The sequence below is a fragment of the Bradyrhizobium cajani genome (assembly GCF_009759665.1).
Lineage (GTDB): Bacteria > Pseudomonadota > Alphaproteobacteria > Rhizobiales > Xanthobacteraceae > Bradyrhizobium > Bradyrhizobium cajani.
This window is the reverse complement of record NZ_WQNE01000069.1, coordinates 1-13,740: the sequence shown is the minus strand read 5'-3', so window position 1 is coordinate 13,740 and position 13,740 is coordinate 1. Positions and strand designations below refer to the sequence as shown.

At 65.0% G+C, this 13,740-nt stretch carries 10 protein-coding genes; 5 read left to right on the top strand and 5 right to left on the bottom strand.

Annotation, left to right across the window (positions count from 1 at the left end):
* Positions 1 to 144 precede the first annotated feature (144 nt).
* The 5 genes from GPL20_RS38050 to ugpB all read right to left on the bottom strand — a co-directional run bounded on the left by GPL20_RS38050 (position 145) and on the right by ugpB (position 6,581).
* Entirely contained in the window at positions 145 to 1,047 is a 903-nt protein-coding gene (locus tag GPL20_RS38050; RefSeq protein WP_157337800.1) for an ABC transporter permease, read from the bottom strand.
* 10 nt (positions 1,048 to 1,057) lie between these two features.
* Positions 1,058 to 2,071 carry an ABC transporter permease gene (locus GPL20_RS38045; RefSeq protein ID WP_157337798.1) on the bottom strand — a complete coding sequence of 338 codons (1,014 nt, stop codon included), beginning with the start codon at positions 2,069 to 2,071 and terminating at the stop codon, positions 1,058 to 1,060.
* Between the two features lie 107 nt (positions 2,072 to 2,178).
* Positions 2,179 to 3,801, bottom strand: a complete 1,623-nt coding sequence (locus GPL20_RS38040) for an ABC transporter substrate-binding protein (protein ID WP_157337797.1) — start codon at positions 3,799 to 3,801, stop codon at positions 2,179 to 2,181.
* Positions 3,802 to 4,130: 329 nt separating this feature from the next.
* Entirely contained in the window at positions 4,131 to 5,078 is a 948-nt protein-coding gene (locus GPL20_RS38035; protein WP_157337795.1) for an aminoglycoside phosphotransferase family protein, read from the bottom strand.
* A gap of 186 nt (positions 5,079 to 5,264) precedes the next feature.
* Positions 5,265 to 6,581, bottom strand: coding sequence for a sn-glycerol-3-phosphate ABC transporter substrate-binding protein UgpB (gene ugpB / locus GPL20_RS38030; RefSeq protein ID WP_254125439.1), 1,317 nt, complete (start codon positions 6,579 to 6,581; stop codon positions 5,265 to 5,267).
* Between the two features lie 203 nt (positions 6,582 to 6,784).
* Between ugpB and GPL20_RS38025 the strand changes: the two genes are divergently transcribed.
* From GPL20_RS38025 to GPL20_RS38005, 5 genes are all read left to right on the top strand, one after another.
* Positions 6,785 to 7,795: a TRAP transporter substrate-binding protein gene (locus GPL20_RS38025; protein WP_309143219.1), complete on the top strand. Its 1,011-nt coding sequence runs from the start codon at positions 6,785 to 6,787 to the stop codon at positions 7,793 to 7,795.
* 84 nt (positions 7,796 to 7,879) lie between these two features.
* Positions 7,880 to 9,880 carry a sensor histidine kinase gene (locus tag GPL20_RS38020; protein ID WP_157337802.1) on the top strand — a complete coding sequence of 667 codons (2,001 nt, stop codon included), beginning with the start codon at positions 7,880 to 7,882 and terminating at the stop codon, positions 9,878 to 9,880.
* Positions 9,850 to 11,595 carry an ATP-binding response regulator gene (locus tag GPL20_RS38015; RefSeq protein ID WP_157337791.1) on the top strand — a complete coding sequence of 582 codons (1,746 nt, stop codon included), beginning with the start codon at positions 9,850 to 9,852 and terminating at the stop codon, positions 11,593 to 11,595. The genes GPL20_RS38020 and GPL20_RS38015 overlap by 31 nt, the downstream gene beginning before the upstream one ends.
* 25 nt (positions 11,596 to 11,620) lie before the next feature.
* The gene (locus tag GPL20_RS38010) at positions 11,621 to 12,355 is read left to right on the top strand and encodes a response regulator (RefSeq protein WP_157337789.1); all 735 of its coding nucleotides are present in this window, start codon (positions 11,621 to 11,623) and stop codon (positions 12,353 to 12,355) included.
* Between the two features lie 472 nt (positions 12,356 to 12,827).
* Positions 12,828 to 13,439 (top strand): sigma-70 family RNA polymerase sigma factor, encoded by a 612-nt coding sequence (locus tag GPL20_RS38005; RefSeq protein WP_157337786.1) that lies wholly within the window; start codon positions 12,828 to 12,830, stop codon positions 13,437 to 13,439.
* Positions 13,440 to 13,740: the final 301 nt, after the last annotated feature.

The following is a 13,740-nucleotide window of genomic DNA, read 5'->3' as shown; positions in this document are numbered from 1 at the left end:
GGGTTGGGGAGGGGGGTAGCCCCAAGCGAGGTCGGAGTTCGTGGCTACCCCCCTCCCTGCCCCTCCCCCACAAGGGGGGAGGGAATGAAAGAGCAGTGCCCTGCTCACTTCCAAGCGTCGAGCTTCTCGCCCCGCACTTGACCATCACGTCCTCCGCTGCGGGTCGATGATGTCGCGCAGGCCGTCGCCGAGGAGGTTGAAGCAGAACACGGCGATCATCAAAGCAAGGCCGGGGAATAGCGCGATCCACCATTCGCCCGACACCATGAAGCCGGCGCCTTCGGCGACCATGATGCCCCATTCGGCGGTCGGCGGGCGGACGCCGAGGCCGATGAAGGAGAGGCCTGCGGCGTTGAGGATGGCGTAGCCCATGGTCAGCGACATCTGCACGATCATGATCGGCATGATGTTCGGCAGAATGTGCACCAGCAGGATGCGGAATTCGCCGTTGCCGGACAGCCGCGCGGCCTGCACGAAGCCGGCGTTGCGGCGCACATTGGCCTCGGCGCGCGCGACGCGGGCATAGAGCGGGAAGTTCACGATGGCGGTGGCCAGGATGATGTTCTGCACGGTGTTGCCGAGGGCGGCGACGATGCCCATGGCCAGCACGAACAGCGGAAAGGCCATGATGGTGTCGGCGATGCGCCCGACGATGCGGTCGGTCCAGCCGCCGAAATAGCCAGCGGCGATGCCGGCGAGCCCGCCCATCAGGAACACCAGCGCGACCGAAGCAATCGCGATGAAGACGTCGAGCCGGGTTGCGACGATGACGCGGCTGAAGATGTCGCGCCCCAGCTGATCGGTGCCGAACCAGTGTGCCGCCGACGGCGGTTTTAGCGCGGCCGCGGTGTCCGAGGCGAGCGGATCATAGGGCACCACAGAGGGGCCGAAGATCGCAGCAACGAGGATCAGGATGAGCAGCGCGAAGGCAAAGCCCGTGACCTTGTTTTCGCCCAGCACATAGCGGGTCTGTTCGAGGATCGCCACGAGGCCTGACGTGCGCGCGGGGCCGACGGGGGGTTCAACAGCAGGCGCAACGGAGCTCATTCTGTCCCCCCTAGCCTTCGAGCCTGACGCGCGGATCGATCACGCCGTAGAGAATGTCGATCACGAGATTGAGCAGCACGTACATGACCGCCATGGTCAGCACGAAACCCTGCACCGGCGCGAAGTCCGACGAGATCAACGCTTCCACCGCGTAGGAGCCGATGCCGGGCCAGGCGAACACTTTTTCCACCAGCACATTGGCCCCGAGCAGGAACGAGAACACCATGCTGAGCGTGGTGATGACCGGCAGCATGGCATTGCGAAACGCGTAGGTGACGATCACGGTCGACGGCGACAGGCCGCTGGCGCGCGCGGTGCGGACGAATTCGGACGCCAGCACCGCGAGCATCGAGGCGCGCGTCATGCGCGCGATCGGCGCCAGCGAGAAGATCGCAAGCGTCGTCGCCGGCAAAATGAGCTGGCTCAGCGCCGAGCGGAAGGTCTCGACATCGCGCGCGATCAGGGTGTCGATCAGGTAGAAGCCGGTCACCGTCGGCGGCGCGCTGTAGAACACGTCGAGACGGCCGAGCGGCGCGGGCGACCAGCCGAGGCGGAAGTAGAAGACATAGACCAGCACCAGGCCGGTGAAGAACACCGGCAGCGAGACGCCGGCCGTCGTCGTGATGCGACAGAGATGGTCGATCCATGATCCCGGCCGCGTCGCCGCCAGCACGCCGAGCGGAATGGCGATGACGATGGAGACTATGAGGCCGAGCAGCGTCAGCTCGGCGGACGCCGGCAGGCGGTTGCGGATTTCGGCTGCGACCGGCTGGCCTGTGGTGAGCGAGTTGCCGAAATCGCCATGGGCGAGATCGTTGGTGTAGCGGAAGAACTGCTCGATCAGCGGCTTGTCGAGGCCGAGCTTCTTGCGGATCTGCTCGACGGCCTCCTTCGTCGCAGCGGGACCGGCGAAGTAGGCCGCGGGATCGCCCGGCAGCGCGCGCGTCAGCAGGAAGGTGACGATGACGACGCCGATCAGCGAGGGAATCGCGAACATCAGGCGCTTGCCGATCATGGTCAGCATGGGGCGCGCTCCGCGCTGGCGAATAGTGAATAGCGAATGGCGAATGGATATTCGCGGCTGTCGGCAACCATCACTCCCCCCTATTCGCTATTCGCCACTCGCCTCTCTCACCCCTTCGCCATCGCGCGATAATCCAGGCGGCGGTGGAACCAGTATTGGTAGCCGCTGATGTTCTTCTGCATCGCGACGTTGACGAAGGGCTGGTAAAGCGGGATGCGCGGGACGTCGGCGTAGGCGAGATCGACGAAGCCCTTCACGTCGGCATCATAGGCGGCCTTGTCGCCAGTCGCCGCAGCGGTGCGCGCGCCGTCGATTAGCTTGTCCATCTCCGCCGACTTGTAGCTCATGGTGTTGAAGACGGAATTGTTGCCGTGATAGCACCAGTAGAAGAAGTATTCGGGGTAATCGAGCCAGCCCGAGAACACGTTGGTGAAGAGCGGCATCTCCTTCTTGTTCAATTCGGTGCGCCAGTTGGCGCCCGGCACCTTGTTGATGGTGGTCTTGATGCCGAGCTGGGCGAGACTCTCCTGCACCAGCACGCAGAGCGGCTCGTTGACGCCGGCAAAATTGAGGTCGAACGAGATCGTGGTCTCGAAACCGTTGGCGTAGCCGGCCTCCGCCAGCAGCGCCTTCGCCTTCTCCATGTCGGTGTTGTATTTGTGCGGCTGCGGCCAGGCGACTTCGGTCGCCTTATCCTTGGCGGCGCCGAACATGGGATTGCCGAGCCCGAACAGCACCGCGTCCATGATCTTCTGGTACGGCAGCGCATAGGCCATGGCCTGCCGCACCTTTGGATTGTCGAACGGCGGCTTGGTCACGTTCATGCCGATATACTGGATGCCGTTGGAGAACGGCAGCGACACCACGTTGAGCTTGCCGTTCGCCTTCATCTCCTGGAAATCCTTGAACGGCAGCTCATAGGAGATGTCGGCATCGCCGCGCTCCAGCAGCGCACGGCGGTTGCCGGCCTGCGGCACCATCCGCCAGATCACGCGCTTGATCTTCGGCAAGGGGCCGCCGACCCAATCCTCGTTGCGCTCCATCACCACTTCGGTGCCGGCAGTCCATTTCGTCACCTTGTAGGCGCCGGAGCCCGCGGTCTGCTGTTTTGTAAACTCGAGACCCCAGGGGTCCTTCTCGCTGGCGTTCTTCTTCACCAGCTCGGAATTGACAACGCAGGGCACGATCACCGCGAGATCGGGGATCGTCAGGCGGTCCTTCTTCGCGAAGTCGACGCGCACCGTGGAGTCGTCGATCACGACGAACTGCTCAGCCTTGGTCAGCGAGCCCGCGCTCATCTGGAAGGTCGGGAAGCCGCCGACGCTGACGGCGCGGTCGAGCGACCATTTCACGTCCTTGGCGGTGACCGGCGCACCGTCGTGGAATTTGGCGTTCTTCTTCAGCTTGAAGGTGACCGACATGTCGTCGATCTTCATGTCGTCGGCGAGCTCGCCCTTGAACTTGTCGCGGTCGTAATAGGGCACGCCGCCGGGGCCGCTCTTCATCTCGTGGCTGATCAGGCGGTCGTAGCAATTCCAGGACACCTCATAGCCGGGCACATTGGTGCCGACGCCGTGGATGTCGAGATTGTTGGGGCCGCCTTCCGAGACGATCAGCAGCGTCTCCGAGCGCGCATCCGCCTTGGCGGAGGAGACGACCTGCGGCATGGCCGGAAGCGCCGCGCCTGCGGCCAATCCGGAAACGGACTTGAGGAAATCGCGGCGCTTCATGAAATCGCTCCAACACAAAATCTTCTGGTTGGAACTGGCTTCGCAAGGTTCGTGCCAGGGGTTGAGAGCGACGTGCATCGGCGTAACTCGTTGAGGACACGAGGGATTTGTTGATCGAACGAGGGAAGACCGCACCGAGAATTGCATACAAAGATGCTCGAATGCCTATTAAGTAGGCCAATCTAGTTCGTGGCCTGCCCAATAAGCACTGCCTCTCTTTCCGGGGCGATGCGCAGCATCGAGCCCGGAATCCATCGGGCCGCAGAACGCGTGGGACAATGGATTCCGGGCTCGCCGCTTCGCGGCGCCCCGGAATGACGGGGAAGCAATCAACCCGGCCAGATCAGCTCCTGAAGCTCGACCAGGTCGTTCGCCTTGTCCTGCCAACCCTCGATGCAGACGTGGCTGTTGAGGTCGCTGGCGCGGTGCAGCAGCATCAGGGCCATCAGCCGGCGCTTGAGCGCATAGTCGAGCTTCGGATAGCCGAAGCCTTCGAGCAGGCTGCGCACCCTCCCCGGTCGGCCCGCGGCCATGAAGGCGCCGGGGCCGAGCAGGTCGTAATCGCGCCACCCAGCGAGGACGTCACCGAAGTCGAACAGGCCGGCGAGCGACCATTGATCGCCGCGGCAGGCGAGCAAGAAGTTTTCCGGAATGTATTCGCCGATCAGGATCACCGGCGGCGTATCCATCGGAATGAGTTTTTCTGCGTCGCGCAGGAGATCGTCGAGGCCGGCGAGGAATTTCGGCGCGAGGCCGAGACGCGTGTGCCGCGCCTTGCAGCCCTGCATCTGGGCGCGCATGAAGTCGTCCCAGCGTGGCTCAATGTGTGCGAGCGGTCCGAGCGGCGCGCGCTGCACGGCGGCGATGGTCTCGCCGATCTGGCGCAGCACGCGCTCCTTCTGCGCTTCCGGCAATTGCGGCCAGACCTGCGAGCCGAGCGTGCCGGCAAGGCGCGTGATGACGAGATAGGGCCAGCCACAGCGCTCCCCTTCGGCGACGATCTCGGGAATCGGCAACGGAAGGCGGCCGGCAAGCTGCGTCAGCGAACCGCGCTCGGAGACGAATTGCGCGCGCAAGAGCGGCGGGAAGATCTTCAGGATCAGCTTGTCGCCAAGCCCGACGACGAGATTGGTGCCGGTCGCGAACACGTGCGGCGAGCTGATATCCAGGCCATGGCCGCGCGCGATATCGAGCGCGATCGGCAGCCATTGCGGGGAAGCGGAGCGAAAGGCGCGAAAGCTTTCGGCGTCGGTGAAGTGAGGGAGCGTCATCGACATCGCGACCTTGATTGCCTTCCAAAAACCAGTGTCCCTGCGGCCCATCCCTCGAGACGCCCGCTTAGGCGGGCTCCTCAGGATGAGGGAGGAGTGCGCGGCAGCCGTTTCGACGGGCGCCGATGCTGCTCAGCCTCATCCTGAGGAGACCGCGCAGCGGTCGTCTCGAAGGACGAGGCGCGCGCTCGGCTATCGCTCCGGGCTGGCCCGCTCGAACTGGCGCAGCAGCTTGTTGCCGCGCTCGACCGCGGAATCGAGCGCTGATTGCGCGCTCTTCCGGCCGGCAAAGGCCTGCTCAAGCTCGTCCTCGATGGCGCCGCGAATCAGCACGAAGGAGCCGAGCCGGATGCCCTTGGAGCTCTCCGTGGGCGGATGCAGCGTGATCTGCTCGAACGAGATCGCCGAGCCCGGATTGCGTTCATAGAATCCCTGCGACCGCGTCAGCTCGAAGGCGGCGCGGGTGATCGGCAGGTAGCCGGTGTTCTGGTGCCAGGCGGCCTGCACGCCGGGCTGCGACAGATAGGCGAAGAACCGCGCCACGCCCCGATATTCCTCGCGCGGACGGTCGCGCAGCACCCACAGCGTGGCGCCGCCGATGATCGCGTTCTGCGGCGCGCCGCTGACGTCGGGCCAGTACGGCATCATGCCGTAGCCGATCTCGAATTTGGAATTCGCCTTGATGTCGGCGCGGGTCGCCGAGGAGCCGATGAAGATGCCGCATTCGCCGTTCTGGAAGCGCGGCTCGGCCGCTTGGCCACGGCCGCTGTAGTCGAACACCTTGGTCTTCTGCCACTCGCTGAGCGCTGCGACGTGATGCACCAGAGACGGATTGTTGATGGTCAACTCGGCATCGAGCCCGGCAAACCCGTTGGCCCGCGTCGCCAGCGGCAGGTTATGGAAGGCGGAGAAATTCTCGACATGGATCCAGGACGGCCAGGACGTGGTGAAGCCGCAAGGAGCACCGCGCTCGCGCAGGCGCTTGGCAGCGGCGCCGAGCTCCGGCCAGGTCTTCGGCGGCGTCTGCGGATCGAGACCCGCATCGCGGAACATGGTTTTGTTGTAGTACAGGATCGGGGTCGAGGAATTGAACGGGAAGGACAACAGATTGCCGGCCGCATCGGTGTAATAGCCGGAGACGGCGGGAAGGTAATCGTTGAGCGAGAACGGCTCGCCCTGGTCCCGCATCAGGCTGAACACGGGGTAGATCGCGCCCTTGGCCGCCGTCATGGTGGCGGTGGCGACCTCGTTGACCTGGACGATCGCAGGCTGGCTGCGCGAGCGGAAGGCGAAGATCGCCGCGGTCACCGTCTCGGTGTAGTTGCCCTTGTAAGCAGGCACGATGCGGTAATCGGACTGCGAGGCGTTGAAGTCGGAGGCGAGCTTGTCGAGCTGCCGGCCGAGCTCGCCGGACATGGCGTGCCACAGCGCGATATCGGTGGCCGCTTGCGCCTGAAAGGTGAATGTGAGGGCCGCGACGACCGGCAAAAGGCGCAATGCTGAAATCACGATGGCTCTTTCCCACCAGGCGCGGCAAACGGCGACTGTCCCTGCTTAAGGGGCCGCGATTGCGGTTTCAACCGGGAATGAGGGCCAGCTGCGCCGCACAATCATTCCGCGGGCCTGGGGCGGGATGGTCTTCCCTCTACCATCTGCTAGATTGCATTGAACCTTTTGGTCCCGCCATAGACTCCATCACTGAGGGGTTGAGTGTGCCAGTGCTGAACCGTGCCGAACTCTCGCGGACCGGGGTGATCTTCGTCGCGCTTCTACTTGCCACATTCTCGACGGGCATGTGCGCGACGGGTGCTGTTGCGCGCGAATTCCGCGCCGCCGACACCCAGGTCGAGGACTACCCGACCGTCCAGGCGCTACGCTACATGGGCGCCCTGATCGCCGAGCGCACCGGCGGGCGGCATGAGCTCAAGGTGTTCCACTCCCGCCAGCTCGGCGAGGAAAGGGAGACCATCGAGCAGACCCGGGCCGGTGCGATCGACCTCAACCGGACCAATGTGGCCCTGATCGGCAACTTCGTTCCGGCGATGAACGTGCTCGCCATGCCGTTCCTGTTCCGCTCCATCGAGCACATGCAGAAGGTGCTGGACGGGCCGATCGGCGGCGAGATCCTGAACAGTTTCGAGCCCTACGGCTTCGTCGGGCTCGCCTTCTACGATTCCGGCGCGCGGTCGATCTACAACAGTCTCCGGCCGGTGAAGAACATCGCCGACCTCAAGGGAATGCGGATCCGGGTGCAGCAGTCGGAGTTGATGAGCGAGATGATCCGCTCGCTCGGCGCCGAGCCGGTCGAGCTTCCTTACGGGCAGGTGCTCACCGGGCTTGCGACCCATCTGATCGACGGTGCCGAAAACAACTGGCCATCTTTCGTGACGACAGACCATTACAGACATGCCGGCCACCTTGCGCTCACCGAGCACACGATGAGCCCCGAAGTGCTGGTGATCTCGCTCAAGGCCTGGCGGAGCCTCTCGGCGGACGACCAGACGATCTTCAGGGAGGCCGCGCAGCGCTCCAGCCGCTTCATGCGCGAGAAGTGGCGGCACCTCGAGGAGCAGTCGCAGCGCAAGGCGGAAGAAGCGGGCGTCCGCATCGCCAGGGACGTGAACCGCAAGCCGTTCGAGGACGCGATGGCGCCGATCTACGCCAAGGCCGGGCGCGATCCCGCCGCGGCCGCGCTGATCGAACGCATTCGCAAAGTGGAGTAACGCTTCTTGGCAGCGTCCGGACACAGCGAGCCCACGGACAGGCCGCCCGGCCCGATCGGGCGGCTGCGCGCGCGCCTCGTCGGCATGCTGCGGGCGGTGCCGATCCGCTGGCGCATCCTGTCGATTGCGGCGCTGAACTCCGCCGTCGTGATCGTGCTGGTGGGGATGATCTGGAACGGCGCGCAGGTGCTGGGCTCGGCTTGGGACGACGTCCGCCAGGTGCGCGAGTCCGACCGGATCCTGGCGCTGCTCGAAAGCGAGACCGGACGGCTGCAGAACCTGATCCACCGCTACATCAACCAGCCGAGCCCGGACCTGTTCGCCGAGATCCTGCTGCTGCGCGAGGCGGTGCTAGGCACGCTGACCAACCGTGCCGCCAAGGACCCGATGCTGTCCGGCTCGGTCGAGGAGCTCGAGCGCACCACCGACCGCTTCCTCAACGGCTTCGGCGAATTGCGCAGCGTGCAGGCCACCATCGCCAAGACCTATGAGGAGCAGGTGCAGGGCCCGGCCAAGGACATGGCGGGCCTCTATTCCATCATCGAAGGCGCCACCGGCCATCGCGACGCGCTGATCTGGCCCTCGCTCGGAAAGTCCCGCGAGGCATTCACGGCGATGCTGGTCGCCGCCAATTCCTACTACCTGTCGCTGTCGCCGGCCGCAGCCGACGACGCCCGCCGCAACACCGAGACGATCGAGAAGACCATTCCGGTCATGATCGATCTTGCCGACAACGACCTCCAGCGCATGGCGCTGCAACGGCTCGGGCAGCGCACCGCAGCGCTGCGCGAGGGCTTCGCAAAGCTGTCCGAGCAACTGACGAGCCGCACCGAATTGCTGCGCAACACCATCGACGCCAGCCAGGCCGAGGCGATCGGCGCCATCGACGACCTCTCGACCAAGATGCGCCAGCGCGAGCAGAAGGCGCAGGAGACCTTCGACCGCACGCTGGCCGACATTTCCAGACGGGTCCTCTCCATCGCCGTGATCTTCCTCGGCATCATCCTCAGTGCGGGCGTGCTGATCGCACTGTCGATCCGGCTGCCGCTCCAGCAGATCATGACGGCGATGCGCGCGATCGCCCTCGGCGATCTCGGCCGCGAGGTGCAGGGCACCAAGGCGCGCGACGAGGTCGGCGCCATGGCGCGCGCGGTGGAGGTATTCCGCGAGAACGCGATCGCCAAGCGCCAGACCGAGGACGAGCTGCGCGCCTCCAAGGAGAAGGCCGAGAGCGCGCTGCTCGAGCTCAATGCCGCGCAGCAGAACTTGATCGATGCCGAACGCCTCGCCGCGCTCGGCGGCCTCGTCGCCGGCGTCGCCCACGAGGTCAACAACCCCATCGGCATCAGCCTGACCGTGGCGTCGAGCTTTGCCCGGCGCAGCGAGATCTTCGAGGCCCAGCTCAAGGGCGACGGTGGCTTGCGCCGCTCGCAGCTGGAGGAATTCGTGCAGGCCTCGCGCGACGCCTCGCAGCAGCTCGTCGCCAATCTCCAGCGCGCCGGCGAATTGATCCAGTCGTTCAAGCAGGTCGCGGTCGACCGCTCGCATGCCGAGCGGCGGCAGTTCTCGCTCAGCGAAGCCACCGACCAGATCATCGCAAGCCTGCGGCCCGTGCTGAAGCGCTCGTCGATCACGCTCAATGTCGACGTGCCCGAGGGGCTGTTGCTCGACGGCTATCCCGGCTCCTACGGCCAGATCCTGACCAACCTCTTCCTCAACGCCGCCAACCACGCCTTCGCCGACGGCCGCGCCGGCACGATCGCGATCTCGGCGCGGCCGCGCGGGGCCGACGACATCGAGATCAGCTTCGCCGATGACGGGGCCGGCATGACCCCCGACGTGCAGCGCCAGGCGTTTGACCCTTTCTTTACCACCCGGCGCAATGAAGGCGGCACGGGATTGGGCCTGCATATCGTCTATAACCTCGTGACCCAGCAGCTGGGCGGACGGATGATGCTGGAATCCAAGCTGGGACAAGGCACTACTTTTCGCATTATCATGCCGCGGGTCGCCAAGGGCGGCGCGCAAAGCACAGAAAGTGACGGGACTTCTCAATGGCCGAACAGGACGATGTCCTCCACCTGATCGACGATACCGGTACCGCGTCGGAGGATAGCAACGCCCGGAAATGGAAGATCGCCGTCATCGACGACGATCCGGCCGTGCATGACGGCACCCGCTTCGCGCTGTCCGACTACAGCCTCAACGGCCAGGGCCTGGAGATCCTCTCGGCCTATTCCGCGGCGGAAGGCCGCAAGCTGATGGCCGCGCACCACGACATCGCCGCCGTGCTGCTCGACGTCATCATGGAGACCGACGTCGCCGGCCTCGAGCTGGTCGAGTTCATCCGCAACGAGATCAGGAACGAGACCGTGCGCATCATCCTGCGCACGGGACAGCCAGGCCAGGCGCCGGAGCGGCGCGTGATCGTGCAGTACGACATCAACGACTACAAGGCCAAGACCGAGCTCACCGCCGACAAGCTGTTCACCTCGCTGACCGCGGCGCTGCGCTCCTATCAGCAGCTCGAGCGCATGGTGCAGACCCGGCGCGGGCTGGAGATCATCATCGACGCCGCCTCGACGCTGTACGACTTCAAGTCGATGCAGCGGCTCGCCGAGGGCGTGCTGACCCAGCTCGCCTCGCTGCTCAACGTCGACTGCGCCGGTATACTGGTCTTGCGCGACAATGGCGGCCTCGATCCCGAGCTTTCGGTGCTGGCCGGCAGCGGCTGCTACAGCCGCTTCATCGGCACGACATCGTCGAAGGCGCTCGACCCCGACCTGCGCGAGATGGTCGAAGCCGCGTTCCAGCGCCGCAAGAACGAATTCGCCGACCACCGCAGCGTGATCTACTTGCGCACCGGAAGCGGCCGCGAGGTCGTGGTGCTGCTCCAGGCCGAGCGCGAGCTGTCCGAGACCGACCGCTCGCTGGTCGAGATCTTCTCCAGCCGGCTCTCGATCGCCTTCGACAACGTGATCCTCTACCAGCAGCTCCAGGACGCCAACACGCAGCTCGAGGACCGCGTCGCCCAGCGCACCCGCGCGCTGATGCAGGCCAACCGCCGCCTGTCGGCGCAGTGGCTGCGGCTGCAGCGCGCCAACGGATTCAAGAACGAGATTCTCGGCACCGTCGCCCACGATCTGAAGAATCCGCTCGGCGTCATCCTCGGCCGCACCGAGATGCTGAAGGAGCTGATCACGACCGGCGCATCGGAAGGCGGCGTCGTCGCCCAGGTCGACCACATCCGCGATGCGACCAAGCGCCTGACCACGATGGTCGATCATCTGATCTCGGACGCGATGGCCGACGCCTTCGACATCACCATCCGCCGCGAGCCGGTCGATGTCGCAGCCCTGGTCAAGGACGTCGCCGACGCCAACCAGCCGCTCGCCGTCAACAAGCAGCAGATGATCAGCGTCATCGCACCGCCCAACATCGTCACCATGTGCGACACCGACCGCATCCGCGAGGCGATCGACAACCTCATCAGCAACGCCATCAAGTACTCACCGATCGGCGGCAAGATCGGCGTTGCCGTCAGCCACGAGGGCAGCGACACCATCGTCCGCGTCAGCGACGAGGGCGCGGGCCTGTCGCCGGAGGATCTCGGCCGCCTGTTCGGCCGGTTCCAGCGGCTGTCGGCAAAGCCGACCGCCGGCGAGAGCTCGACGGGGCTTGGGCTTTCCATCGTCAAGCGTATTATCGACATGCATGGCGGCGAGGTGACGGCCGAGAGCGACGGCCCCGGCAAGGGATCGACCTTCACCATCACCCTGCCCGCGACCGAGACGCCGTGATTCTGAGTACCGAGATCCGAGTGACATGACCCAAAGCCAGCACATCATGATCGTCGACGACGAAGCCCCGGCCCGGGAGATGGTCGGCGATTACCTCAAGATGCACGGCTTCACCGTGACGCTGTGCGACGGCGGCAAGGCCCTGCGCGCCGCGATCCAGGGCGGCATGCCCGATCTCGTCGTGCTCGACCTCAACATGCCCGAGGAGGACGGCCTCTCGATCATCCGCGACCTCAAGAGCCGCATCAACGTGCCGGTGATCATGCTGACGGCCACCGCGAGTCCGATCGACCGTGTCGTCGGGCTCGAGCTCGGCGCCGATGATTACGTGGCAAAACCGTGCGAGCTGCGCGAGCTGATGGCCCGCATCCGCTCGGTGCTGCGGCGGAGCGCACCGGTGAGAGCTGCGGCGCCGGATGCGGCTGCGAAATCCGACAAGGACCAGCTGGTTCGCTTCGGCACCAAATGGCTTGATCTCGAAGCGCAGGCGCTGCGCGACGACGAAGGCAACGAGCATCCGCTGACCGCATCCGAGTTCGGGCTGCTCAAGGTGTTCGCGGCCAATCCAAAGCGCGTGCTGTCGCGCGAGCGGCTGCTCGAACTGGCCAATGCGCGCGACGCCGAAGCCTTCGACCGCGCCGTCGACCTGCGCATCATGCGCATCCGCCGCAAGATCGAGCCCGACCCGACCAAGCCCGCCGTGATCCGCACCATCCGCGGCGGCGGCTACCTGTTCTCGCCTGCCGGCGAGAAGGCGTAGGGGGCGCGGCCCGCCTCCACATCGTCATTGCGAGCGCAGCGAAGCAATCCAGCATCCCTCCGCGGCAAGACTCTGGATTGCTTCGCTGCGCTCGCAATGACGGAATATGTTGCGTCGTCGCCATCCTGCAGCCTGCATTTCAGATCGCGGACACACGGCCCCCGATATCCATACGCAGATCGCAGCAGCCCCTGGGACGACAGCCGGCTACCCGGCGCGAACGAACGCAATCCCCCGAAATACGTTCCCGGCGTCTCCATCCGCCGCCAGATCCCCACCCCCGTATTTCCCGTATATTGAAATTCCACGACTTTTTGCCCCGAATGTTTCGTCGCACCTTTTCCGACGAAACAATTTGGCGGCGCACGAAACCATTTTCCGCTTTTCGTGCAGACGTCCCGAAACGTTGGTTCATTAACACTTTGGTCCAAGGAAACGCCGCTCGGTCGCGGCGCTACGGGGAGCCAAGTCCATGCCGAACGTCATCGCCATCAACGCCCAGGCCAGCCAGAGCATCATTGCCGCTCAGGCGACTTCGGACGACATGCTTCTCGAAAGCATCGCCGGCGGCAACCGGACGGCCATGCACATCCTGTATTGCCGGCACAATGTGCGGGTTTACCGCTTCATCCTGCGCATCGTGCGCGACGCCACCACGGCGGAGGATCTGGTCAGCCAGGTGTTCCTCGACGTGTGGCGGACCGCCGGCCAGTTCCAGGGCCGCTCGCAGGTCTCGACCTGGCTGCTCTCGATCGCCCGCTTCAAGGCGCTGACCGCGATGCGCCAGCGGCGCTTCGAGGACATCGACCAGGAGGACGTGCGGCAGATTCCGGATGACTGCGACACGCCGGAGACCTCGCTCGACCGCAGCGACACCAGCGCCATCCTGCGCGCCTGCGTCGCAAAGCTGTCGCCCGCGCATCGCGAGATCATCAACCTCGTCTACTACCATGAGAAGTCGGTGGAGGAGGTCGGTCAGATCATCGGCATCCCCCAGAGCACGGTGAAGACGCGGATGTTCTACGCCCGCAAGCAGCTGGCCGATTTGCTTAAGGGCGCCGGCGTCGACCGCTTCGCCGCATAAGGCACATGATTTCAAAGGGATAGAGCCTCACTGTCAGCCCTGTCCCCGGACACGGAAGTGTTACCGCCTACGAAACAATTGAAACAAAGCACAACATCAGGCGGAAAAACTTCCCTCCTATAACGCTCACATACGGTTTCGTTAAACCTCCCAAGGACCTCCAGCGACCCGGACGGGATGCCCCCCTCCGGGTCGTTTTCTGTTTGGGGGGGCGCTGTCATGAGCTGTGGTGTTCGTGGAGCCGAGTGAGGCGGGCACCGCTCTCTCATTCCCTCCCCCCGTTGCGGGGGAGGGGCAGGGA